The sequence below is a fragment of the Streptomyces guryensis genome, assembly GCF_021261325.1.
GTDB classification, from domain to species: Bacteria; Actinomycetota; Actinomycetes; order Streptomycetales; family Streptomycetaceae; genus Streptomyces; species Streptomyces guryensis.
Genome location: NZ_JAJSBI010000009.1, coordinates 20676 through 45616 on the forward strand (window position 1 = coordinate 20676; position 24941 = coordinate 45616).

Sequence of the window (24941 nt, forward strand, 5' to 3'; positions counted from 1 at the left end):
CCGATGAGCCATCTTGGGTTCGACATCAACGACCACGTCGCCGAGATCGTCCTGGACAACCCGCCGCAGAACCGTATCGACGAACAGATGGCCGAGGAGCTGCTCGCCGCGGTCGAGAAGGCGGAGTCATCGGGGGCGCGGGCGATCCTGCTGCGGGCCGAAGGGCCTGACTTCTGCTTCGGCGGGGACATCGTCACGTGGCCCGACCTCGACGTGCGGCAACTGCGGATGCTGTTCGAGCGGTACATGTTCGCCTTCAACCGCTTCGAGCAGATTCCCGTGCCAGTGATCGCAGCGGTGAACGGCCTGTGCTTCGGCGGGGGCTTCGAACTCGCCCTGCGCTCCGACGTGATCTTCGCCGGCGAGGGCGCGCGGTTCGGGCACCCCGAGCAGACGCTGGGCATCGTCACCCTGCTTGGCGGCATCTACCGAGCGGCCGCTCGGGCCGGCCGCGCCAGGGCCTACGAATGGGCACTGACCTCGGAACAGGTTCCCGCTGCCACGATGGCGCAGGCCGGAGTCGTCAACCACGTCCTGCCCGATGCCGAAGTCCTCGAGGCCGCTCGGGCGTTCGCCCGCAAGGTGGCCGCAGGGCCCACCCGGGCGCACGCCGCGCACAAGGCGCTGCTGCGGATGTGGGAAGCCGGGGGCGTGAAGGCCGCCGACGACTCGATGTTCGACATCGCCATCCCCCTGTTCGAGTCCAAGGATGTGGCTGTCGCTCTCACGTCGGCCGTGGCGGCCTACAAGGCAGGACGGCCCCGACCCACTGTCGACTTCACCGGGGAATAGGTCCTCTCGCGGGGCCGTCCTGTAGGCGGCCCCGCTCATGCGGTCTGGCCATGGGTCACAGGTGAAAGCGATAGGCTCTTACAGAGGCTATGCAAGAACCCTGACGGCACCAGGAGGACACGATGAGTGCGGCGGTCCAATGGCCGGCCTCGGCTCGCTATGAGGAAGTCGAACACAACGCCCCAGGCGGGCTGGGATTCGTACAGGACCTCTTGAACACAGCGAGCCTGGGCAAGCCACGCCAGCCTGACCTCCTGGAGTCCGTCGATACGGCGGAGCAGTGGCTCCGGTCCTCCCTCGCAACGCTGAGCAGTATCGACTCCAGCGCTCCTTCCGCTCCATGCCCCCTTGATGCACGGGGCCTCGGTCGCCTCCAATCGCTGCGCGACGACCTCCGTGCCGCGCTGGCCACCGGGCATACCGACGAACCTTCCGCCGCCGTCGCCGCACCGTCGATCGAGACGACGGCAGCCGTCACTCTGGACGCCGGAGGCGCGCGGCTGCACGCTCGCGGCAAGGGCGTCGAACTTCTCCGCTCGTACGTCATGATCCAACTGGCCGCCGCCACCTATGCCGACACGATTCGGCGACTGAAGGTGTGTGCGAACCCTCGCTGTCGCGGCGCGTTCTACGACCGCTCCAAGAACTGCTCGCGTCTCTGGCACGACGTCACCACCTGCGGGAACACCCAGAACGTACGGGCCTATCGGGCCCGTCTGAAGGAACGCGGGCTCTCCTCGGTGCGGTGATGCGACGGCATCCGCAAGCGGACGCCGTCGTGTGCGGTGCGGGCGCTGCCGAAGATGCTCAGTCACAAAGACCGAGTCAGCCCGGCGGGACGGCGACGCCCCGCCACCGCCCGTCCGGCAGCGACCGAGGCAACCGACCCGAAGCGTGGCTGACGCCTCCCACCGCGGCACGCTGGGCAACCTCGCCGTACGGTGTGATCTGCCCGGCGGAGTTCGCGGGATGCTCGTCGGCCGCCGCTTCGTCACGCAGGCCGTCTCCAGCTTGTGCCCCGTGCGTCCTCGCGTCGAACGCGGGCGTCGCTGATCGCGGGGCGGGCTCTGCAGGCGACCTTCGCCGCCCTGGTCTCACCCACGTCACCAGCCCCGCTCCTGCCGGAATTCCCGTCGGCCGGCGGCAGGTTGCCATCGGCACCCAGGGTTCCATGGGCGGCGACCGCCCTCGTACCCATGCCCACCGCGCTGCCGGCCGGGCTCGGTGCGGGTCCACCCTGCCCGCCCAGTCCGGAGCCGCCGCCCAGTCACTGCCTGCGCCGTTCGCGCTCGGCTCGGCGATCAACGCAGCCTCCGCCAGCTCGGCGCTGTCCTCGGCAACCCAGGGCGGTCACGGCTGTCGAATCCTTCCACGGCGTCTGGCGGCTCTTCGCAGCTCGCGGTCTGGCGGCCGGACTCCTCCTGTGGACACTTCCTCCGGGCGCATGAGGCAAGCCCCGGTGCCGCCCGCCGGATGGCCGACCGACTTGTAATAGCCATTAGTATTTTGACTATGTACGAATCGCCTCTCCCGATGTACTGTTACCGCCAGCAGGGCGGCATTGAGGCCGCTTCGCGAAAGGGTGATGTCACTTGATCTCGAAGGTCTGTCCGAGTGTCGCCGAGGCCGTGGCGGGCATCGAGGACGGGGCAACGATCATGATCGGTGGTTTCGGCAGAGCCGGTCAGCCCGTGGAGTTGATCGACGCCCTTCTCGAGCAGGGCGCCCGCGAACTCGTGGTCATCAACAACAACGCAGGCAACGGAAACACGGGCCTGGCCGCTCTGCTCGCCGCGGGCCGCGTCCGCAAGATCATCTGCTCGTTCCCGCGTCAGAGCGACTCCTACGTCTTCGACCGCCTCTACCGGGCGGGGAGGATCGAGCTCGAACTCGCCCCGCAGGGGACACTGGCGGAACGCATCCGAGCCGCAGGCGCGGGAATCGGCGCGTTCTTCACTCCCACGGGCTTCGGCACCCCGCTGGCCGCCGGCAAGGAGCACCGGGTCATCGACGGGCGCGACCACGTGCTGGAACACCCTCTGCACGCCGACTATGCGCTGGTGAGCGGCCATCTGGCCGACCGCTGGGGCAACGTGGTGTACCGCAAGACCGCGCGGAACTTCGGGCCGATCATGGCTGCCGCCGCGCAGAGCACCGTCGTACAGGTGGACCGCGTCGTGGAGTTGGGCGCGATCGATCCCGAGACCGTTGTCACGGCGGGGATCTTCGTCGATCGGGTGGTCGGTGTCGGAGAGCGGACATGGCTGCGTGAGGGTGCCTTCGTCGGCGCCGCGGACGCGGAGGGCAACCCGAACCCGAGCGCCATCGAATCACGGGACGAAAACCGATGACCGTTCTCAGCTCCGGCCTTTCCCGCCGCGAACTCGCCGCCCGCATCGCGCTCGACATTCCCGAGGGCTCCGTCGTGAACCTGGGGATCGGCGCGCCGACGCTCGTGGCCGATGCCATCCCCGAAGATGTGGAAGTCGTCCTGCACACCGAGAACGGCATGCTGGCGATGGGGCCCGCACCAGTGCCGGGGCACATCGATCCAGATCTCATCAACGCGGGGAAGCAGCCGGTGACCGAGCGGCCCGGAGCCTCCTATTTCCACCACGCCGACTCGTTCGCCATGATGCGCGGAGGGCACCTGGACATCTGCGTGCTCGGGGCGTTCCAGATATCCGAGCAAGGCGACCTGGCCAACTGGCACACCGGCGCCGCCGACGCCATACCCGCGGTCGGCGGGGCGATGGACCTGGCGATCGGTGCCAAGTCGGTGTGGGTGATGACTGATCTGCTCACCCGGGACGGCACACCAAAACTCGTCACACAGTGCACCTACCCCCTCACCGGCGTGGGCTGCGTCACCCGCGTTTACACCAACCAGGCGGTATTCGACATCATCCCCGCTGGCTTTGCGGTGCGCGAGTTGTTCGGCACCGCCACGATCGACGCGCTCGCCTCGGCCACCGGCCTGCACCTCAGGGATGGACGAGTTGTCCCCCTTGCCGACCGTCCCTGACAAGACGCCAGCACAATTCCGCGACTCGACGACCATGAACGAAAACGGACGAGGTCATGACCGCTAGCTTCGTATACGACGCTCTACGAACCCCTTTCGGAAAGTACGGCAAAGCAATGGCGGGCGTACGCCCGGACGACCTCGCCGCACATGTCATGAGCGCCATCGTCGAGCGGCAGCCGGACCTGGACCCGGAGCGGATCGACGACATCGTGTTCGGCAACGCCAACGGCGCCGGCGAGGACAATCGCAATGTGGCCCGAATGGGTGCCCTGCTGGCAGGGTTCCCCACCAGCACGCCCGGCGTGACCGTCAACCGCCTGTGCGGCTCCGGAGTCGAGACAGTCATCCAGGGCAGCCGCGCCATCGAAGCAGGTGACGCAACGCTCGTGCTCGCCGGCGGCGTCGAGTCGATGAGCCGCGCACCGTGGGTCGTGCCCAAGCCGGACCGAGCCTACCCGGCAGGCAACGCGACCATGATCTCCACAACCCTGGGATGGCGGCTCGTGAACCCCCGCATGCCCGAGCAGTGGACCATCCCCCTGGGGCAGACAGCCGAGATCCTCGCGGAACGCTTCGCCATCTCACGCGAGGAGCAGGACGCCTTCGCCCTGCGCAGCCATCAGAACGCGGCACGCGCATTCGCCGAAGGGGCCTACGCGGCGGAAATCATCGATGTCCCCGGCGTCGACCTGGACCGCGACGAGGGCATCCGCGACGACACGAGCATGGTTGCCCTGGCGAAGCTCAAGCCGGCATTCCTCGCGAACGGAAGCGTCACAGCGGGCAACTCCTCTCCCCTCAACGACGGTGCCTCCGCAGTGCTGCTCGGAGCCGAGAACGCACTGCCCGGAGCACAACCCCTGGCCCGCATCACCGGACGAGGAGTGGCCGGCAACGACCCGGACGTCTTCGGGATCGCCCCTGTGGAGGCAGCCAACCGCGCCCTCGCCCGCGCCGGCAGAACCTGGTCGGACGTCGACCTCGTCGAACTCAACGAGGCATACGCCGCCCAGAGCATCGCCTGCATGCGGCTCTGGCCCGAACTCGATCCCCAGAAGGTGAACGTCGACGGCGGCGCCATCGCCATCGGCCACCCCCTCGGCGCCTCCGGAGGACGCATCGTCGGACACCTCGCACACGCACTTGCCGCACGCGGCGGCGGTATCGGCGTCGCCGCCATCTGCATCGGCGTCGGCCAGGGACTCGCAGTAGTGCTCGAAGCATGACCGGGCACATCACAACGGATGACGGCGGGGTTTCCGCCACTGTGTGCAGCGGGATCCTTTAGATGGCGGTGACGCCGATACCGCCGCCGCGTGCCTGCTGGCCGAGGGGACCGCTTTCGCCCGCATGGCTGCCCAGGGTCCCACCCGCGCCTACGCCGCGCACAAGCCCTGCTGCAGGCCTGGGCCGTCGGCGGGATCTCCGCGGCTGACGAACAGCGGCCTGCCCTTCGGCACGGACAGGTAAGCCTCTGTACAGGGCAGCGATAAGTCCCGTGAATCGCGCAACAGGACCCTCGGCGCGATCCGCAGCCTTCCGCCCTTGCAGGAGCGAGAGGGCCGGCTCGGCACGGTCCGCGTCGCCACCGAGGCTTGGGGATCAGTGCTGTTCGCCGTCACGTTGGTTTCGATCTGCGGGTGCTTCAGCGGCACTTCGCCGCGCATTACCTTTCCCACACCCCACTCTGGTTGAAGGAGAACGCCGAAATGACCCTCCAAATAGGTGACCTCGCCCCGGATTTCACGGCAGAGTCCGCCACCGGTGAACTGCGTTTTCATGAATGGCTCGGCGAGAGTTGGGGAATATTGTTCTCCCATCCCGCCGACTTCACTCCGGTCTGCACCACGGAGCTCGGTGCGGCCGCCCGACTTGAACCCGAATTTGCCAGGCGTGACACGAAGATCGCTGCGGTGTCGGTCGACTCCGCCAAGAACCACCGCACCTGGGCGAAGGACATCGCCGAGACGCAGGGCGCCCAGGTCAACTTCCCTATGATCGCCGACAGTGATCGGTCTGTTGCAGACCTCTATGGGATGATCCACCCGAACGCATCCGACACAGCGACGGTGCGCACCGTCTTCGTCATCGGGCCCGACAAGAAGATCAAGCTGACCATGACATATCCGGCCAGCACGGGGCGGAACTTCGCAGAGATTCTTCGAGTACTGGACTCTCTGCAGCTCACGGCTCAGCACCAACTGGCCACGCCTGCGGACTGGCAGCAGGGCCAGGAGGTCGTCATCACCGCTGCTGTAAGTGAGGAAGAGGCAGCCATTCGGTTTCCCGGATATCGAACGGTGAGGCCATACCTGCGCCTGACGGACCAGCCGTAGTCTCCCGCTGCCCATACCAGCCAATAGGGCCAGTCCCGGTCGACGGCCACAGACCGAGCCGTCTGAAGCAGCGATCTCGATCAGCTGCACCGTGATCGCGCCGGGACCGGACCCCACGTCGATGATCCGTGCGCAGGGGACCGTTCCCTGGCGGCCGGTCCACAGGCATGTGCGCAGGTGGTGCTGCCCAGCAGCAGATCGATTCCGTCGGCGGCGCCGTCCGCGAGCGCGGTGGCGGGGTCCCGGGGCAGCACGTCCCCGTCCCGGCCAGGTGGAACCCGCCCCCGCCGCCGAGGAGTGGGTTGCCGGAGCTGTTGCCGGCGGCCTGGGCGGCGAGGAGTGCAGAACGTTTGACTCCGGTGAATGCCTCCGCGGTGGGTGGGACACCGAGACGGCGGGCGATGGCGAGGGTGGTCTTCCGTGCCTCTGCCTGGGGCAGCGCCATGGGCGGTCCGCTCTGGAGCGCGGCCCGCCGGAAGAGGCCCTTGGAGTGCGGGCTGGCGAGCAGACCGGCGATGCTGATGGCGTCGGCCGACTCGCCGAACACCGTGACATGCGCCGGGTAGCCGCCGAAGGCCAGGATGTTCTCCCGGACCCAGCGAGCGCGGCCAGATGGTTGCGCAGGCCTAGATTCGCGGGCGCGTCGGGGAAGACGCCGTATCCCTCGATGCCCAGACCGTAGTTGAGGGAGACCAGTACGACGCCGTCATGGGCGAAGGCCCGGCCGTCGTGGACCGGCACGGCGGAGGAGCAGTGGCACAGCGAGCCGCCGTGGATCCACACCATGACGGGCAGCAGGTCGCCCTCGGGCGCGGGGGTCCAGACGTTGAAGTTGAGGCAGCCGTCGCTCGGAATGTCGGGGTCGGGCAGCAGCGCGTCCAAGGCCGAGCCGTAGGGATGCTTCGGCGCGGTGGGGCCGAAGGCGGTGGCCTCGCGTATGCCTTCCCAGGGCGCGACGGGCGGCGACCTTGCCGTTGACCGAGTCGGTGAGCATGACGAGGCAGAACGGGCAGGCGGTGGAGTTCGGACTCCGTCAGCGTCCAGGAGCGCACGGCCCATCCCGGCGGCCCTGGTCGCCGAGAGGTCCTCGTCGTGACGCTGGACATCGCCTCCCAGGTCCTCAAGTCCCGCAACGCCGGCGTGTTGCGCACCGGCTCCGTTGCCCTGCGCTCCTCCGAAGCCCTGATGGCGCACGTGGTCGCGCTGGCCATGCGGGACGCCGGTCTCGCCCCCGGCGCCCTCCAGCTCACTCCCCACGAAGGCCGGTGCGCCACCCACGCCCTGGTGTCACTGCCCGATCTCGTCCCGCTCGTCATCCTGCGCGACAGCGGCGAAAGCAGACCCGCGACCCCGGCTGGCCTTGCGGTCGCCGGAGTCATCGACGACCAGGACCCCGCCCCAGGTGTGGGGCGGGGTCCGGGTCAGCCACGGATGGGCCGGCGTCCGGCGCGACCACGGGCCGCCGGTCGGTGCTGAACATCTCCGACGTCTCCTGCCTGAGTCCCCCGCGTTCTGCCAGGTGCCTGGCCTTCGAGCGCACCTCCTCGACCTGCGCCGGCGTCGTCCCCAGGCCCAGCTCCACCGCGATCTTCTGAGCCTTCGCCGGTCCCCTGTTCGCCACTCCTCCAGCGCGCCCGGAATCCGCTGGTGGTCCGGTGCCGGCACCGTCACCCAGGCCCTTGGCCCCAGCGCGCCTGCTGCGCCGAGGCGCGTCCCTCCGGGCCGAGCTTCTGGTGATGCCACGAGAACGCGGCGCGGCCACCACCTTCCACACTCCGTGGCACTACCAGCCCACGGACCGGCTGCATGTTCGAGGCAGGCAGGCGGATGCCCGCCCACCCGTTTTGCCCGTACATTGTGGATGTGGGTACCGACGCCCATGCCTTCATCAGCGATCTCGCTCGAGGGCTCGAGCCCCGAGCGGATCAATTGGTCGATGCGTCGCTGCAGTGCTTGCGCTCGGAGCTTCCGAAGGTGTGGGCATACCGGGACATAGCCGCTGTGCTGCCAGTGGCTGCGTCGGAACACGTCACCACCCTTCTGGATTTTCTCGAGCAGGGCACAGAGACCGATGTGAAGACGCCGCCTGCCGCCATTGAGCTCGCTCGCCTACTCGCCAAGCACAGGGTGCCGATCAGTGACCTCCTACGCATCTATCGGCTGGTCCAGGCTCGTCTTGTTCATCTGCTCTACGAGGAGACAAGCCGTCTCACCGACGCCCCGGAGCTGATCAACGCGGCAACGGTCGCACTGAGCGCGATGGGTTTCGAGTACGTCGATCGCACCGCGGAGCAGGCCGTCGCGGCGTACCAGCAGGAACGCGACCGCTGGCTGCAGCGGCGGCTGAGCGTGATCAACGAGGCCAACACGCGGATCGGAACCACCCTGGACACCGCCTGCACCGCCCAGGAACTGGCAGACGTCGGTACCGACCGCTTCGCTGACCTGGTCACCGTCGACCTACTCGACTCCGCGCTCCAGGAGGGGGACTCCGCGCTCCAGGTGGGGGGCGTGGTGCCGGCCCACGTTGCGTCGGCAGTCCGTCGGGTCGCCCAGCAATCCGTCTTGGATGGCTGCCCGGACTCAGCAGTCGACACCGGGGAAAGGCACACATATCCCGAGGGGTCGGAGCCTGCTCGCTCACTCGCCACTGGACAGCCCCTGCGGCACGACATTGCGGGTTCGGACGTTCCGCCATGGTTGGCGGCTTCCCCGGACCGCAGACGTGCCCTGCGGATCTTCGGCATCCACTCAGTGCTCCTGGTCCCGCTGTGGGCCCGCGGAACCCCCCTGGGCCTCGTGCAGTTCATCCGCCACCGAACCGCAGTCCCGTTCGACGACGAGGATCTGCGCCTGGCCCACGAGATCGCGTCCAGAGCAGCCGTGTACATCGACAACGCCCGGCGCTACACCCACGAGCGTTCCACGGCGCTCACGCTCCAGCGCAGCCTGCTCCAGCATCAGGTGCCCGAACAGTCCGCCGTAGAGACCGCCTGCCGCTACCTGCCCTGCGGATCCCGGGCAGGCGTGGGCGGCGACTGGTACGACGTGATCCCGCTGTCCGGTGCCCGCGTCGCACTCGTGGTGGGTGACGTTGTCGGCCGCGGCCTCCACGCCTCTGCCACCATGGGCCGCCTGCGGACGGCCGTCCGCACGCTCGCGGACATCGACCTGATGCCCGACGAACTGCTCACCCACCTCGATGACGTGGTCATCCGTATTCAGCGTGAGCAGGAGCGGGGTGCGGAGATGAGCGCGACCTGCCTGTACGCGGTCTACGACCCGGTCTCCCGCCTGTGCTCCCTGGCCAGCGCCGGACACGTTCCACCGGCCGTCGTCACCCCCCTGGACTCCGGCGGCCACAGCCCAGCCCTCCGGGCGGTCGGCTTCCCGGAACTGTCCATCGGCCCGCCTCTGGGCCTGGGCGGCCTCCCCTTTGAAACAGCCCAATTCCAACTGCCGGAAGGCAGTCTCCTGGTCCTGTACACCGACGGCCTCATCCAAAGCCGCGCTCGCGACGTGGACACCGCAATCACGCTGCTGCACAACGTCCTTGCCCGAGCACCCGTTTCGTTGGAGGCGACCTGCGAGGACCTGCTGTCCGCGCTGCTGCCCGACAGCCCCACCGATGACATCGCTCTTCTCGTGGCGCGAACCCGAGCGCTCGACGCCAGGCAGGTCGCCACATTGGATCTCCCCTCCGACCCGGCGTTCGTGGCCGGCGCCCGCACCTACGCATCCGACCAACTGGCAGCCTGGGGCCTGGAAGAACTGTCCTTCACCACGGAGCTCATGGTCAGCGAACTGGTGACCAACGCCATCCGCTACGGCAAAGCCCCCATACAGCTGCGGATGATCCTCCAGTCCACTCTGACGTGCGAGGTCTCCGACGCCAGCAGCACCGCCCCGCACCTGCGCCATGCCCGGGTCTTCGACGAAGGCGGCCGTGGCCTGCTCCTGGTCGCCCAGCTCGCCGAGCGCTGGGGCGCACGGCACAGCGGTGAGGGCAAGGTCATCTGGGCCGAACAGGCCCTCCCGGGCAGAGGCAGCTCCGAGCTCAGGTCTGTGACGGCGCCCTTGAGACCGTAGAGAGACGAGATCACCCGGGGCCGGCTCGGGGCTTGCGGAGCACGCTCAGTCGATGAGGGCGGACTGAGCTTTCGGTACCAGTCCTTCGCGTCGCAGTCTGGAAGGTGACGTGTCGAACCACCGACGTACCGCACGAGTGAGGCTGGACTGTTCCTGCATCCCCAGGCTGGCCGCGATCTGCGAGAAGGACAGGTCGGTCGTCGTGATCAAGTGCAGGGCCTGACTCCGGCGTACACGATCGACGACGCCGGAGAAGGTCGTGCCCTCCTTGGACAGGGACCGCTGCACTGAACGCGGGTGGAGACTCAGCAGGCGCGCGACTTTCGACAGGTCCGGACCGCTGGATCCGAGCTGTTCGCTGAGAATCGCTGCGACCAGGTCCGACATCGGCACGTGCTGGTGGCCGAAGTGCGTTTCGAGATGGTCCATCGCGATGTCGTGAAGCAGGTCGTCGCCGCCCCTGACCGGTGTCGAGAACAGGTGGCTCGGGACACGCAGGGCCGCGCTCGGACAGTCGAATCTGACCTCGGCCCCGAAGTACGCCCGGTAGGAGCTTTCCTGTGCCAGGCGAGGGTGTGGCAGCAGGACCGAACGCAGTCCGTAGGGTGCGGCGCCGTGGAGCAGCGTCAGAACTCGGTGGACGATCCCGATGCCGTAGTCGATCGCCTGTGGTGAGGCGTTGATGCCCGTGGTCGTGTAGCGGAGGCCGACCACACCGGGGCTTCCCAGCGGATCGTCGGCTTCCTCGAGTGAGAGGGCCGGGCTGTAGACGAACAGGTACCGGCTCGCGCACTCGACGGCCTCGCCGATCGTGCGTGAGTTCTCCATGGCGATCGCCAGCGGTCCCAGCACATGCAGATCCTGCTGCGCCGCCATCCTCAACCCGAGGTCCGGAATCGCGAATCGGCGGGCCGTTTCCTCGAGAACGCGCTCGACCAGTCGGAGACTGGCGAACGAATTGCCCTCGGCGATCCTCGCCTCGTCGAAGCCGTATGCCGCGAGGAGTTCCGGGCCCGAGCCGCCGATCTCGGTGACGAGCGCGGAGAGCCCCCGCAGGGCAGAGCACCGGACAGGAAGATCGGTGTCACGCAAGGACAAATCCTTGTCGCCTCAGGGCAAGTACCGGAATGTTTCAACGAAGCAAACTACACGTCACGACCGAGAGGACAGCTTCTACCGAGCTGGAGCCGAAGTGACTGTCGCCCCACCCATGCTAAGCCCCGCCGACCTGCTGACACCCGAAGAGTTGGACGTCCGCTGGAGGCTCGCCGTCCGCGACCGCCTGGCCTCCATGGACCTGCGGCTCACAGGGCCGGCCAAGCGCCTCGGATCTGCTGAGGGACTGGACCTCGGAGACCTTCTCATCACCGACTGGGTGTGCGCGCAGGTCGAAGGGACCCGAGGCAGAAACGCAGTGCGTCAGGACGACGACGCGCTGCTGCTCCTCGCTGCCAGCGCCGGCCGGCAGATCATCGAGACCGCTGACGAGACCGTCGTTCTGCGACCAGGAACGGTTCTCATCATGAGCACCCGCACCACCGGGCGGTTCGTCATCCCGGATCACCTGGCCAAACGAACGGTCCGGGTGCCCATGAGCGCGCTGTCCTCGTTCGACGCGGGGGGCGGTGCACCCGGTTGCCTGCTCCTGGACACGGCTCAGAGCCCTTTGGCCAACCTCCTCCACGGCTTCCTCATGAGCCTGGACCGTCACATCGGGCGGATGTCCGCGGCGGAGGTCGAGGGAGCGCGCAACGCCCTCCTCGTCCTGATCGCCGGCATGATCCGTGCGGGTCGACCCCACATCGGCGACGACGAGTTCCTGCAGTTGTTCCGACGGCGGCTGGAAGACTGGATCATCGACCATCTCGCCGGTGGACCGGTCAGGGTCGCCGACCTCGCCGCCGCCCACAGCGTTTCTCCGAGGACGGTCCACCGGGCCTTCGCGTCGACCGGGGACACCGTCGGGACGGTCATCCGCATGCACCGCCTGGCGGCGGCCAGAGGCGACCTGGTGAACACGAACCTCTGCATCGCCGCGATCGCGCACCGGTGGGGCTTCTGCGATGCCAGCCACTTCGGACGGGAGTTCCGTCGAGAGTTCTCGCTGTCGCCCGGCGACTACCGGGAAGCCCACGGATGCGCCTGACCGTCTCCTCGTAGGCCGTGGCACACCCGTACCAGCCCGCGGCGCGATCCTTCTATGAGCCCTCACATGCATTCGTGGATTCTGGGCCCGGCACCACTACTCGCGAGTGTCGGATCACTCCGAGTGAACCTCCACACGACCGACGGACCATCGCAAGCGAATCGGAAGATCCCATGAATCGAGAAGACATCGAGTTCCAGGGCGAGGGCGGCGTCACCCTCCGGGGCTGGTTCTATCCGGCCAGGAACACCATCACGCCGGCACCGGTCGTGGTCCTGGCGCACGGGCTGTCATGCGTCAAGGAGATGCACCTCGACGACTATGCCGTGGTCTTCTCAGAAGCCGGCCTCAACGTGCTCGCCTACGATCACCGGAACTTCGGCGACAGTGAGGGAACTCCCCGCCAGGAGGTCGACCCGGTCCTGCAGTACCGGGATTTCCGGAACGCGATCACCTACGCCACCACCCGCCCCGAGGTGGACGCGTCGAAGATCGGTATCTGGGGCTCCAGCTTCTCCGGTGGACACGTCCTCATGGTCGCGGCGATCGACAAGAGGGTGAAGGCCGTCGTCTCCCAGGTGCCGTTCATCACCGGCCCGCGCACCCTGAGCCGGGCGATCCGGCCGGACTTCATCCCGGTCTTCCGTGCGATCCAGGAGGGCGACCGACTCAACCGGTTCACCGGCGGAGAGCCCGCCATGCTCCCGGTCGTCGCGGCCGACCCTACGGCGCAGGCCGTGATGCCCGCGGCCGACGCCTACGAGTGGTTCAGCAAGACGTCGGCGGACCGGGCGCCCAACTGGAAGAACGAACTGACGGCTCGAAGCATGGAAATGGTGACCGAGTACGCCCCGGGTACCTTCATCAGCCGCATCGCGCCGACCCCGCTGCTCATGATCGTGGCTGACAACGACAGGGTGGCACCGTTCGAGTTGGCCCTCGACGCCTACGAAGAGGCCCGGGAGCCGAAGCAGATCATCGTCAAGCAGGGCGGCCACTTCGACTTCTACAGCGGCCCCGGCTTCGACGAGCTCTCCGCAGCCGCACGGGACCACTTCGTCAAGCACCTCCGGGGCTGAGCCCCCTCCTGAGCAGCGTCACGAGCCGCACCTCCCGTCACCGATCCATCCATCAAGGAGCCGCAATGCCGTACTGGGAGATCTTCACCCCCGAGAGCGCCTTCACCCCGCAGGACAAGGAACAGCTGTCCCAGAGGATCACCTCGCTCTACACGGACTACGCCTATGACCTGCCGAAGTTCTACGTCGTCGTCCTGTTCAAGGACATGCCGGCGGACACCATGTACGTCGGTGGCAAGGCGAACAACAACTTCATACGGATCCGCACGGACCACATCGCCCGGCAGATGGACGACCCCGAGATGCGGTTCCTGTGCATGGAGGTCATCGAGGAGAAGCTGGCGCCGTTCGTGAAGGACCGCGGCTACGACTGGGAGGTCCACATCGACGAGACCCCCATGGACCTCTGGCGCGTCCAGGGCCTCGTTCCGCCTCCGCCGGAGTCCGACATCGAGAAGCTCTGGGCCAGGGAGAACCGGCCCGTCCCCTACGAGCAGCTGGCCGGCTGACCCCCTGACCGAGGTCCCGAGGCACCGTGGGGGTCCTGTCCACCGTGCGGGCCCCGGGACCTCATCCATCTCCGGATCCCGGAGGGAGACCTGGGAGCCGGGGACAGCATTGCCCATATCGACCTGCCGAACGGCGCGTCGCGCCGACCGTCGCGATCACTCCGGCACTCTGCGCTGCCGCGGTGGTGCTTCAGAGCGACGTGGCGCTCGCATACCAGCGCTCGGCGCACTCGTTCCATGAGTCGCCGAGCGTGCGTTCATAACGTGACTTCGCCGCCGACGTGCGCAAGGCCGCGTCGGCCGACAACACCGCAACCGGAGGTACCTCGTGACCACTGACACCTACTCCTCGCCGGCCGCACCCATTCGGGCCACGGTCTTCGTCGGTCGCTGGCCGAATGTCCCGGCCGAGGAGTTTCCCGGCGTACCGAACGGCACCTTCTCGCCCACCACGGCCACGCTCGTGAGCGGCGCCACCGAGGTGGTCCTGATCGACGCGCTCTACCTCAAGGACGACGTCCGCGACCTCGGTGACCTGATCGAGCGCACCGGCAAGAAGCTCACGACGATCTACATCACCCATGATCACGCCGATCACTACCTGGGCTTCGGACCGCTCCTGGAGCGGTTCCCGGAGGCGAAGGCCGTGGCGCTGCCCCACGTGGTCGAGTCCATGAAGCAGACCATGCCACTTCAGATCGAGCAGTGGGGCATGCTGTTCGGCGACTCCTGCATCATGGCGGGGCCGCTTCCGGAGCCACTCGAAGGCAACACGCTGTACGTCGACGGATCTCCCCTGTACATCATCGAGGTGAAGCAGGCCGACATCCATCCCACGAGCATCGTGCACATCCCCGAGATCGACGTCGTCGTGGCCGGTGACTCCATCTACAACGAGATCCACCCCATGCTCGGCCTGTCGACGCCCGACGAGTGGCAGGACTGGCTCGAGACCGTCGACACCGTGGAGAGCCTCCGCCCGCGCATGATCGTGTCCGGACACCGCAGGCCCGACGGCGACGACTACGCGGTCGAGACCATGATCGCCCAGACCCGCGCCTACATCCAGGACTTCGCGGCCGCCTCCGAGGTCGCGAAGGACGCCGAAGAGCTGGTGGCCACCATGGTGGACAAGTACCCGCACCACGGCAACGTCTGGACGCTCCAGTTCTCCGCCGGCGAGGCGATCGCGAAGCGCGACGCCGCTGAGTGACCGAGCCTGTCACCCGAAGTCCGCACTGTTGCCTTCGCGTTGAAACGCGCCACACCACGATAGGTGACCTCACCATGAATTTCGCCTCTCTGCCCGACCTTCGCGCCGCATCCACTCCGGACGGGCCCGCGGTCGCCGACGGGCGTCAGTCGCTCAACAACGCCCAGTTCCTGACCCGTGTCCGGGCTGCCGCCCGTCACCTTGAGGACCTTGGGATCGGTACCGGCGGTGTCGTGGCGCTCAAGCTGAGGAACCGCGTCGAGTTCGTGTTTCTGCTGTTCGGTGCCTGGCGGCTCGGGGCGACCGTCACCCCGGTCAATCCGAGCCTGACCGAGGGCGAGGTCGCACGGCAGCTCCACGACTCGGGCGCACGCGTGCTGGTCGTCGAGGACGGCACGACCGCTGCGGGCGTCATCACTCTGGCCGTCGACGACCTGTACAGGGAGGCGGTGGGGCCGGGTCCGACGCCGCAGCCGGACTCGACCGCGCCGGCACTCCTGATCTACACCAGCGGAACGACGGGCGTACCGAAGGGCGTGATGCTTGACCACTCCAACATCGACGCGATGGCGGCGATGGGGTGCCAGGTGGTCGAGACCGGGCCGACCGACCGCTGCTTGCTGATCCTGCCGCTCTTCCACGTCAACGCCATCGTGATCAGCGTGCTCATGCCGCTGGTCGCAGGCGGCAGTGTCTTCATCACCGACCGGTTCGACCCCAAGACCTTCTTCGATCTCGTCGAGCGGGAGCGACCCACCTACTTCAGTGCCGTGCCCACGGTCTACAACATCCTCGAGGCGCTGCCGGCCGACGTTCGACCCGACACGTCCTCGCTGCGATACGGCACGTGCGGTGCGGCACCCGCCTCCGCCGAGTTGCCGATCCGATTCGAGGCCCGGTACGGCTTCCCCATCATCGAGGGGTACGGGCTGTCCGAAGGAACCTGCTTCTCCACCGTCAACCCCGTCGCGGGTCCGCGCCGCGCGGGCACCGTGGGCGTCGCCGTCCCGGGGCAGGAGCTCCGGATCGTCGACGAGCTGGGCAACGAGCTGGCGACCGGCATGGACGGTGAGGTCATCGTGCGTGGCCCCAACGTCATGCGCGGTTATCTCGGCCGGCCGGAAGACACGGCGAAGACGATCGTGGACGGCTGGCTGTACACGGGCGACGTGGGCCACCTGGACGCGGACGGCTACCTGACCCTGGTCGGGCGATCGAAAGACATGATCATCCGTGGTGGCGAGAACATCTACCCCAAGGAGATCGAGGACGTCCTCACTGCTGACCCGTCTGTCCTCGAGGCCGCCGTCATCGGTGTGCCTGACGACAAGTGGGGAGAGGTGGTAGTCGCCTACGTCCAGCCGCGACCTGGTATGACTGTCCACCCCGCGGCTCTGGAGGCGCTGACTGCGCAACACCTCAGCGGTTACAAGCGGCCGACGTCGTTCCTCGTGGTCGACGCCATCCCCAAGAACGCTGTCGGCAAGATAGACAAGCCCTCGTTGCGGGCCGCTCACGCCGCAGCCCTGTCATCCCACTGACCGCCGGCAGTTCCTGGTCATTGAGGGCTCGCCCTCTTCGAAGGTCGGGTGGCTTGAGGGACGAGATTCCCTCGCGCCACCCGACTGGGCGAGTATCTGGAGAACGGTTCCCTGTCCCGCGCCACGTCCGACCGCCGCAAGCCACCACGGCCTGCGCGACCGACGACCCTGCCTGCATCCTGGCAGCGCACCTCGGCCATCGCGACGCCCACGACGGGACGGCGCGGAGGCGGTCAGGAGCCCGGCTCACCCAGACCGAGCGCATGCGAGCCGGTGAGACCCCCGGCAGAACTTCGGCCACCGTCGACGCATGATCGGACTGACGGCGCACCGGAGCGCCGAGCGCTGCCGGGAGGCGTGCGTGCGAACTGCCGGAGCGAGGCAGAGGCGCCCAGGGAGGTCCGGCAGGCCGACCATCCCCAACTCGGCATCCGGGTGCTCGACTTCGCCGGGAAACCGGGGCGCCCGTGGCTGACCGGGCAAGACATGGCCGTGCTCGGAGAGAGCCAACATCGTTCGTCAGCCTGCGGTCGCGGAGCGGTGGTCGGTGCCCAGCATGGCCAGCACCAGTGTCGCGTAGCGGCGGCCGAGGCTGACGGGAGTGTGGTGGCCGCCGGGGGCGTACCAGCGGCTGACGTCGACGCCGAGGGAGAGTACCGCCAGCGCGACACCGCCGGGGTCCTCGGTGCGGAACGCCCCGGACGCGATGCCGGCCGCGATCTCGTCGAGCACCACTTCCTCGGTGCGGCGGCGGAGCCGGAGGATCTCGTCACGGTGGTCCGGCGCGAGTGCGCCGAGCTCGTACTGGACGACGCGGGCCAGCTGGTGGTGGCGGGCGTGCCAGGCGGTGTAGTCGTGAACCAGCGCCCGTAGCCGGCCGACCGCCGTCACCTCCTCCGCCAGGGCGCGTTCCACCGCGGCCAGTGCGCTGCGGTGGCCGGCGAGGCTGATCGCGTAGAGGAGGTCTTCTTTCGTGCGGTGGTGTGCGTAGACGGCCGACGGGCTCATCCCGGCGGCGGCGGCGATGTCGCGGGTGGAGGCGCCGTGGTAGCCGCGGGCGGCGAAGGCCGTGAGCGCCGCCTCGAGGATGCGCCGGGAGCCGGGGCCGGCTTCGCCCCACAGGTCGTCGGTTGCGCTGGTTGTCACGCGCCCATTCTTGCGGATCACGTCTGTCGGTCCGCTCAGCTGATGGTGAGACCGCCGTCGACGGTGAGGGTGGTGCCGGTGACGTAGCTGGAGGCGTCGGAGGCGAGGAAGACCACGGCGGCGGCGAGTTCCTCGGGTTCGCCGGTGCGGGGAAGCGGGATGCGGCGGACGATGTCGTCGATGGTGTCGGCGTCCTGACGGGCGGTCATTTCGGAGGCGAAGTAGCCGGGGGCGAGGGCGTTGACACGGATGTTCTTGCGGTGGCTCCACTGGGCGGCCAGGTCGCGGGTGAGACCGAGCAGGCCCGCCTTGGAGGAGGAGTAGCCGGCCTGCGGCAGGCCGGTGTTGACCAGGCCGAGGACGCTGGCGATGTTCACGATGGAGCCGCCGCCGGTCATCACTCGGGCTGCCGCCCGGGCCATCCAGTAGGCACCCATGAGGTTGATGTCGATGATGCGCCGGAAGTGCTCCGGTGTCTCCCGGCTGGCCGGGACCGCACCGGCCACACCGGCGTTGTTGACCAGGACACCGACGTGGCCGAAGTCCGCGGCGGCCGCCGCGACCGCATCACAGTCGTCGGGCGAGGCGACGTCGGCCTTGACGCACAGGGCGCGGCGGCCCGTGGCCTCGACGAGGCGGGCGGTTTCGGCGAGTCGGTCGGTGCGTCGGGCGGCCAGGACGACGTCGGCCCCGGCTTCGGCGAGGGCCTGGGCGAAGGCGACGCCGAGACCGGAGGAAGCGCCGGTGACGATGGCGACGCGGTCGTCGAGACGGAAACGGTCGAGGATGTTCACAGGGGCTCCAGAGAGGTCAGATGGACAGGCCGCCGTCGACGGGCAGCACGGCACCGGTGATGTAGCCGGCCTCCTCAGAGGCGAGGAAGGCGACAGCCGCGCACATCTCACTCGGGTCGCCGAAGCGGCCCATCGGGATGCCCGCAGTCAGCTCGGCGCGCTTCTCGGCGGGGACGGAAGAGACCATGCGGGTCTCCGCGTTGGGGGAGATGGCGTTCACGGTGACGCCGAAGCGGGCGAGCTCTTTGGCGGCGGTGCGGGTGAAGCCGATGATCCCGGCTTTGGCGGTGGCGTAGTTGGCCTGGCCGATGTTGCCGTGCAGACCGGAGTAGGAGGTGACGTTGACGACCCGGCCGTACCTCTGCGCGCGGAAGTGGGGGACGCACGCCCGGGTGAACCGGAAGGCGCCGCCCGCGTGAACGGCCAGTACGGCGTCCCAGTCGTCGTCGGTGAGCTTCCACAGGACGCCGTCGCGCAGGATCCCGGCGTTGTTGACCAGGACGTCGACGCGGCCGGTCTCTGCCAGCGCGGTGGCGACGACACGCTCCGCGTCGGAGCTGGAGGTGACGTCCGCAGCCACCCACAGAGTGTCCAGCTCCTCCGCCGCCACGCGGAGTTCGTCCTCGTCTCGGTCGACCAGGACCACGTCCGCGCCTGAAGTGCGCAGGTGGCGACCGAGTTCGAGGCCGATGCCGCGGGCCGCGCCGGTGATGATCACGGTGTGGCCGGTGAAGTCGAAGCTGAGGTTGCCCATCGGGCGCTCCAATCCGGAAGACGAGGGGCCCAAGGGCCTTACAGGCCGAGGTCGCGGCCGATGAGTTCCTTCATGATTTCGTTCGAGCCGGCCCAGATCTTGGTGACGCGGGCGTCCTGCCAGGCTCGGGCGACCCGGTACTCGTTCATGTAGCCGTACCCGCCGTGCAGTTGGACGCAGGCGTCGAGGACCTCGTTCTGTACCTGGGCGGTCCACCACTTGGCCTTGGCCGCGTCCACCGCCGAGAGCCGGCCCGTGACGTGGGCGGCGACGCACTGGTCGACGAAGGCCTGGGTCACCTCGATCTGGGTGACCATCTCGGCCAGCCGGAACTTGTTGTACTGGAAGGCGCCGACGGACTGGCCGAAGGCCTTCCGCTCCTTCACATACTCCAGCGTCTCGTCCAGGATCTGCGCGGCGTGGGCCAGGTTGAGCACGGCGGCACCGATCCGCTCCTGCGGGAGCCGCTCCATCATGTGGATGAAGCCGCGGTCGACTTCGCCGATGACGTTGGCGGCCGGGACGCGCACGTCGTGGAAGAACAGCTCGGCGGTGTCGGCTTCGTGCTGGCCGACCTTGTCCAGCTTGCGCCCGCGCTCGAAACCGGGCATGTCCGTCTCCACGGCGAACAGCGTGATGCCCTTGGCGCCCTTCTCCGGGCTGGTGCGAGCGGCGACGACCACGAGGTCGGCGCCGAAGCCGTTGGTGATGAAGGTCTTGGAGCCGTTGAGGGTCCAGTTCTCGCCGTCGCGCACGGCCGTGGTCCGCAGGGCCGCGAGATCGGAACCTGCCGAGGGCTCCGTCATACCGATCGCGGTGACCAGCTCGCCCGCGCAGAACCGCGGCAGCCAGCGCTCACGCTGCTCCTCGGTGGTCAGCTCGACCAGGTAGGGGGCGACGACCTCGCAGTGGATGGTGAACGAGGAGGCGAATGCCACCGACAGCCTGGCGAATTCCTCGTGGATGACCGCGGTGAAGCGATAGTCGCCCGCCTCGCTGCCGCCGTACTGCTCCGGTACCAGCAGCCCGAGCAGTCCTTGCTGCCCAGCGGCCTTCCACGCGGCGCGGTCGATCGCCCGCTGCTGGATGAACTCCTCCTGGCGCGGCCGCAGCTCACGCTCCACGAACGCCCGGACGGAGGTCCGGAAGGCCTCGTGGTCGGCATCGAAGACAGTACGGCGCACAGGAGCTCCTCGTCGCTCGCCGGAAAGAGGAAGTAAGAAGCAGGAGCAGGAAGTAAGCGAGTGCATAGTAACTATGCGAGTGCTTAGTTTTCTTAGGCGGGTCGATTCCGTCAACCCCGTCTGCGAGGTAGGTGGACATGACGTACGCCACGGGGTCCTCCATCGCGTGCAGTGGAGTACGCCGGCGGTTCCCCCATCAACTCCCCGCACATCAACCGTGTTGGCGGGTCCGGTTGAGCGGGTGACGGGCGGCCATGCCCGCAGGCAGGCGCGGATCGGTGGCGTGCTCGCTCCGCAGTGCCGCTCACCGAGGTACCCGAACCAAGACGAAACGGGCAGGTGCCGTCTTGCGCGGACGTACCACGGCGAGGCGCGATCGTCCTATGGGGCACCTGTTTCGGGTGGCTACCTTGCTGACGTCATCCCTGTTCTGCCGGAGCTTGAGAGCCGCTCCTCCGGACAGAACCCACCGCCAGATCTCCGAGAAGAGCACTCAGATGCCCGAAGCCGTGATTGTGTCCTACGCCCGCTCGCCGATCGGTCGGGCGTTCAAGGGGTCGCTGAAGGAGATGCGCAGCGACGATCTCGCCACCCAGGTGATCGCTGCGGCGCTCGCCAAGGTCCCGGGACTCGACCCCGACGAGATCGGAGACCTGATCCTCGGCTGCGGTCTGCCCGGTGGCGAACAAGGCTTCAACCTGGCGCGCAACGTCGCGGTCCAACTGGGCTACGACAACCTGCCGGGCACCACGGTGACCCGCTACTGCTCATCGTCGCTGCAGACGACGCGGATGGCCTTCCACGCGATCAAGGCAGGCGAAGGCTCGGCCTACATCTCGGCGGGCACAGAGGCCGTGTCCCGGTATCTCAACGGCAACTCGGACTCCTGGCCGGACACGCAGAACCCCGCGTTCGGCGTCGCTCAGGCACGCTCGGCCGCCAGGCAGGCGAGCCACGAGGCCTGGACCGACCCTCGCGAGTCGGGACTGGTGCCCGACGTGTACATCAGCATGGGTGAAACCGCGGAGAACGTCGCCTCCCTCACGGGCATCGGTCGCGAAGAGCAGGACCGGTGGGCGGTTCGTTCGCAGCACCGAGCCGAGGAGGCCATCGCGCGCGGCCACTTCCGCAAGGAGATCACTCCGATCACCCTGCCCGACGGGTCGATCGTGGCCGAGGACGACTGCCCGCGGCCCGGGACGACGCTCGATGCGGTTTCCGCGCTCAAGCCGGTCTTCCGTGAGAAGGGCTCCGTCACCGCCGGCAACTCGTGCCCGCTCAACGACGGAGCGGCGGCCCTCGTCATCATGTCCGATGTCAGGGCGTGTGAACTCGGCCTGCAGCCGCTGGCCCGCATCATCTCCACCGGCGTGACCGCTCTCTCGCCGGAGATCATGGGCCTCGGCCCCATCGAGGCCACCCGTCAGGCACTCGACCACGCGGGCCTGACCATGAGCGACGTCGATCTCGTCGAGATCAACGAAGCATTCGCCGTGCAGGTGCTCGGCTCTGCACAGGCGCTGCAGATCGACGAGGACAAACTCAACGTCTCGGGCGGGGCCATCGCGTTGGGCCACCCCTATGGGATGACCGGAGCGCGGATCACCGGATCGCTCATCAACAACCTTCAGGCCCATGACAAACAGATCGGCCTGGAGACGATGTGCGTCGGCGGCGGGCAGGGCATGGCCATGCTGATCGAGCGGCTCGCCTAGGGAGCGTTTTGAGTCGTGATCAGTCACGGCAGCTGGAGTTCTGGTCGTGGCTGGTCCTGAAGAGCGTGTCGGCGCTGGTGGCAGGCTCCTGCGATGGCTTGATTGCGGCGGCGCCAGGCCATCCGGTGCAGGATGTGTCTCGCGTCCCGGACTGGTGGTGTGAGGACGAACGCCCAGAGGAATCGAACGAGTTCGGGGCAGGACAACGGGACGAGATGGGCTGGTCCGGCAGGGCTGGCTGAGTGAAGCACGCAGCCCTGCCGCGCCCGCGTCCCGCGGACGAGAGACTCAACTGATCGACCTCACCGGCCGAGCAGCTTTCATTGGCGTCAGCGGTGCCATTGGCCGCAAGGTCGGATCCCGGTGTCGACGTCGGACTTGTTGAGGAAGGCTGGGCTGGTCAGGACGGCGATGCGTGTCGGTGTGAGGTCTCAGGACTTCCTTGACGGTTTGTCGTCAGGAGATCCTTGACGGTCCTTCTGGGTGCCCATGCCTTTGACGTAGAGCCTGGTGATCGGCCCGAGGTTCTTGCGGGGCCTGACAGCGAGTTCGTCCTCCCCATGCAGGATCCGGTAGTGGGTGTCCTCGATGACGACGGTGACGATCTTTCCCGCATGCCGCGGGCCGAGCTTGATGAACTGGCCGTTGATCATGAAGCGGCCGCTGGCATGCACCTTTCGCTGGGCCCGGATTGCCCCGGCCGGCAGAGGCGGAGGCGGCAGCGGGGACGCCGCCGTCCGTGCCCCGTCGATCTGCCCCAGACGGTTGGCCGGAACAGGGCAAGGCCACGTTCCCATTAGGGCGTTGTCGGCGATGACGTGCATGAGGTGTCCGTCGAGACGGAGAGTGATCGTGCGACCTGCGAGGGCGAATCCGACCTGATAGCGGCCGCCGGCCAGGCAGACGATCCCGTGGCGATGGACCTTGCGGTCGACCTCGACGGGTTCGCCGGCGGCGAGGATGGCCGTGCCGCTGCGGGCCCTGGGTAGAGCCGGGGGTGCGGGCTCGGGACCAGCCGGACGGGCTCCGTAGCGCATGGTCAGCTAGGCGAGGTCCTCCGGTCGCAGCCGGGACGGGACCGTGGTGACGAGATGCCCGTCGAGGAGGAAGTGGACGCTGCGGTGGTTCGCCCAGACCGTCAGTGTCCGGCCGGCCAGTGCCTGGTGGATGCCGACCCGCTGCCTGCCCGTCACCAGGGTGATCTCGCCGCTGGGAGGCACCCGCACGCCGAACTCGATCGCGGTGCCCTGCGGGGGAAGGATGGGCGGCTCGACTACGTCAATGGCCAACTCCGGCTCGGCGACGGTCTGTTCGGGATGCAGATCACCGCCGTGGACGGCAGCATGGGGACGGAAGAGACTGACCGGGGTGGCCATGCTCAGGGCCTGGTGCGGGCGCTGGTGGTTGTAGGCGTGCACCCAGCCGTCGATCGCTTCCTGGGCCGCGGCCAGCGACTCGAACGGCGCCACGTGGTCGAGGAACTCCTCGCGCAGGGTGCGGTGAAAACGTTCGATCTTGCCCGTGGTGGTGGGTGAACGTGGCTTGGTCAGTCTCTGGGTGATGCCGTTCTCCCGGCAGATGCGCTCGAAGAGCACCTCCACCGGCTGGGGGCGGGTATGACGGCCGGTGAACTGCTTGCCGTTGTCGGTCAGGACCTCGAAGGGCACCCCGTAACGGCGCATCGCGGCGGTGAAGGCCGAGCACACCGCGCGGGCACTGGGCACGGCCACGACGGAGGCGATCACGACGAACCGGGAGTGGTCGTCGATGCCGGTGACCATCTTGCACTCCCGCCCGTCGGCCAGCGGCACCCCGCCGACCAGGTCCATCTGCCACAGGTGCATGGGCGCCTCACGCTGCCACCGGCGGTACTTGCGCGGATGCTGCTGTTCCTGGGTGCGGACCAGGCCGTTGCGGGAAAGCACCCGGTGGACCGTGGCCCGCGAAGGCGCCGACTCCAGCCCGCGGGCAGCCAGTTCGTGGGAGATCCGGCGGGCACCCCAGCGGGGGTGCAGGCGACGCAGTTCGCAGATCTCGGCTTCAACCTCCGCAGAAAGACGCGTGGGACTGTTCCGCGGGCGCCGGGAGCGATCCAGCAGACCGGGCATGCCCTCCTGCTCGAACCGCCGCCGCCAGCTGTGCAACGTCTGACGCGAAGTGCCGTACCGGGCCGCGACCTCACCGATCGGGGACCCACCGAGCACCTCGCGGACAGCCCGGTAGCGGTACTCGGCCAGCTGCTGAACATCCACGTCACCGACGGAAGCAGCCCTGCAGCTTCGTTGGTCGAGGGATGGCGGACGTTCAGCCGAAGGTGTCAATCATGTCCAGAGCACAAACGGTCAAGCATCTCCTGAGACCTCACACCGACAGATGCGATTGCTGTTGTTGTTATGGAACCGCCGGGAGTCGACCGAGAGATGGCCTCCAGCCATGGCCGTTGTCTACGACGAATTCAAAGTAGCCGTCCCTTGTGGTGTGCTGGGTCTTGCTTCGGGGCGAAGGCGGCCATCTTGCTTGGCCTTGCCGCCCGTCTCGGCTCCCTCGCCGCGCCCCGATACTCCGGCTGGGCGCGGGCCCGTTCTCGCAGCTCACGAGAACGGGCCCGCGCAGGA

At 68.0% G+C, this 24941-nt stretch carries 19 protein-coding genes and 3 pseudogenes; 14 read left to right on the plus strand and 8 right to left on the minus strand.

What is annotated here, in order from left to right; genetic code table 11:
• Positions 1-3: 3 nt before the first annotated feature.
• From LJ657_RS19225 to LJ657_RS19250, 6 genes are all read left to right on the plus strand, one after another.
• Entirely contained in the window at positions 4-792 is a 789-nt protein-coding gene (locus tag LJ657_RS19225) for an enoyl-CoA hydratase/isomerase family protein (RefSeq protein WP_232649874.1), read from the plus strand.
• Positions 793-914: 122 nt separating this feature from the next.
• Positions 915-1541 (plus strand): CGNR zinc finger domain-containing protein, encoded by a 627-nt coding sequence (locus LJ657_RS19230; RefSeq protein WP_232649875.1) that lies wholly within the window; start codon positions 915-917, stop codon positions 1539-1541.
• Between the two features lie 843 nt (positions 1542-2384).
• The gene (locus LJ657_RS19235; RefSeq protein ID WP_232649876.1) at positions 2385-3143 is read left to right on the plus strand and encodes a 3-oxoacid CoA-transferase subunit A; all 759 of its coding nucleotides are present in this window, start codon (positions 2385-2387) and stop codon (positions 3141-3143) included.
• Positions 3140-3817: a 3-oxoacid CoA-transferase subunit B gene (locus tag LJ657_RS19240; RefSeq protein WP_232649877.1), complete on the plus strand. Its 678-nt coding sequence runs from the start codon at positions 3140-3142 to the stop codon at positions 3815-3817. The genes LJ657_RS19235 and LJ657_RS19240 overlap by 4 nt, the downstream gene beginning before the upstream one ends.
• Positions 3818-3873: 56 nt before the next feature.
• Positions 3874-5046, plus strand: coding sequence for a thiolase family protein (locus LJ657_RS19245; RefSeq protein WP_232649878.1), 1173 nt, complete (start codon positions 3874-3876; stop codon positions 5044-5046).
• A gap of 483 nt (positions 5047-5529) precedes the next feature.
• Entirely contained in the window at positions 5530-6156 is a 627-nt protein-coding gene (locus LJ657_RS19250; protein ID WP_232649879.1) for a peroxiredoxin, read from the plus strand.
• Positions 6157-6332: 176 nt separating this feature from the next.
• Here the strand turns inward: LJ657_RS19250 and LJ657_RS19255 are convergent.
• Positions 6333-7215: pseudogene (locus LJ657_RS19255) on the minus strand (carboxylesterase family protein); the annotation flags it as partial.
• 33 nt (positions 7216-7248) lie between these two features.
• Here LJ657_RS19255 and LJ657_RS19260 point away from each other — a divergent pair.
• Both LJ657_RS19260 and LJ657_RS19265 read left to right on the plus strand, forming a co-directional pair.
• Positions 7249-7632, plus strand: coding sequence for a hypothetical protein (locus LJ657_RS19260; RefSeq protein WP_232649880.1), 384 nt, complete (start codon positions 7249-7251; stop codon positions 7630-7632).
• 351 nt (positions 7633-7983) lie between these two features.
• Entirely contained in the window at positions 7984-10245 is a 2262-nt protein-coding gene (locus tag LJ657_RS19265) for an ATP-binding SpoIIE family protein phosphatase (protein WP_232650178.1), read from the plus strand.
• A gap of 45 nt (positions 10246-10290) precedes the next feature.
• On the opposite strand, the gene LJ657_RS19270 is transcribed toward LJ657_RS19265, so the two are convergent.
• A complete protein-coding gene (locus LJ657_RS19270) occupies positions 10291-11337 on the minus strand; it encodes an AraC family transcriptional regulator (RefSeq protein WP_232649881.1) in 1047 nt (348 codons plus the stop codon).
• 118 nt (positions 11338-11455) lie between these two features.
• On the opposite strand from LJ657_RS19270, the gene LJ657_RS19275 reads away from it, so the two are divergent.
• The 5 genes from LJ657_RS19275 (at position 11456) to LJ657_RS19295 (ending at position 16733) form a co-directional block, all read left to right on the plus strand.
• Positions 11456-12391: an AraC family transcriptional regulator gene (locus LJ657_RS19275; protein ID WP_232649882.1), complete on the plus strand. Its 936-nt coding sequence runs from the start codon at positions 11456-11458 to the stop codon at positions 12389-12391.
• Between the two features lie 173 nt (positions 12392-12564).
• On the plus strand, positions 12565-13470 hold the full coding sequence (locus LJ657_RS19280; protein ID WP_232649883.1) for an alpha/beta hydrolase: 906 nt from the start codon (positions 12565-12567) through the stop codon (positions 13468-13470).
• A gap of 65 nt (positions 13471-13535) precedes the next feature.
• Positions 13536-13979, plus strand: a complete 444-nt coding sequence (locus LJ657_RS19285) for a tautomerase family protein (RefSeq protein WP_232649884.1) — start codon at positions 13536-13538, stop codon at positions 13977-13979.
• A gap of 328 nt (positions 13980-14307) precedes the next feature.
• Positions 14308-15192: an MBL fold metallo-hydrolase gene (locus tag LJ657_RS19290; protein WP_232649885.1), complete on the plus strand. Its 885-nt coding sequence runs from the start codon at positions 14308-14310 to the stop codon at positions 15190-15192.
• A gap of 74 nt (positions 15193-15266) precedes the next feature.
• A complete protein-coding gene (locus LJ657_RS19295) occupies positions 15267-16733 on the plus strand; it encodes a class I adenylate-forming enzyme family protein (RefSeq protein ID WP_232649886.1) in 1467 nt (488 codons plus the stop codon).
• A gap of 519 nt (positions 16734-17252) precedes the next feature.
• Here LJ657_RS19295 and LJ657_RS19300 read toward each other — a convergent pair.
• Genes LJ657_RS19300 through LJ657_RS19315 form a run of 4 tightly spaced genes read right to left on the minus strand, consistent with a single transcriptional unit; the run spans position 17253 to position 20611 of the window.
• Positions 17253-17879: a TetR-type transcription factor C-terminal domain-containing protein gene (locus LJ657_RS19300; protein ID WP_232649887.1), complete on the minus strand. Its 627-nt coding sequence runs from the start codon at positions 17877-17879 to the stop codon at positions 17253-17255.
• 35 nt (positions 17880-17914) lie between these two features.
• Entirely contained in the window at positions 17915-18673 is a 759-nt protein-coding gene (locus tag LJ657_RS19305) for an SDR family NAD(P)-dependent oxidoreductase (RefSeq protein WP_232649888.1), read from the minus strand.
• A 16-nt stretch (positions 18674-18689) separates the two neighbouring features.
• Positions 18690-19427, minus strand: coding sequence for an SDR family oxidoreductase (locus LJ657_RS19310; protein ID WP_232649889.1), 738 nt, complete (start codon positions 19425-19427; stop codon positions 18690-18692).
• A 38-nt stretch (positions 19428-19465) separates the two neighbouring features.
• Positions 19466-20611 carry an acyl-CoA dehydrogenase family protein gene (locus tag LJ657_RS19315; protein WP_232649890.1) on the minus strand — a complete coding sequence of 382 codons (1146 nt, stop codon included), beginning with the start codon at positions 20609-20611 and terminating at the stop codon, positions 19466-19468.
• A 497-nt stretch (positions 20612-21108) separates the two neighbouring features.
• On the opposite strand from LJ657_RS19315, the gene LJ657_RS19320 reads away from it, so the two are divergent.
• On the plus strand, positions 21109-22326 hold the full coding sequence (locus tag LJ657_RS19320) for an acetyl-CoA C-acetyltransferase (protein WP_232649891.1): 1218 nt from the start codon (positions 21109-21111) through the stop codon (positions 22324-22326).
• Positions 22327-22349: 23 nt separating this feature from the next.
• Here LJ657_RS19320 and LJ657_RS49345 read toward each other — a convergent pair.
• Positions 22350-22559 (minus strand): annotated as a pseudogene (locus LJ657_RS49345) (IS701 family transposase); the annotation flags it as partial.
• 198 nt (positions 22560-22757) lie between these two features.
• Positions 22758-24578: pseudogene (locus LJ657_RS19330) on the minus strand (IS481 family transposase).
• Positions 24579-24941: the final 363 nt, after the last annotated feature.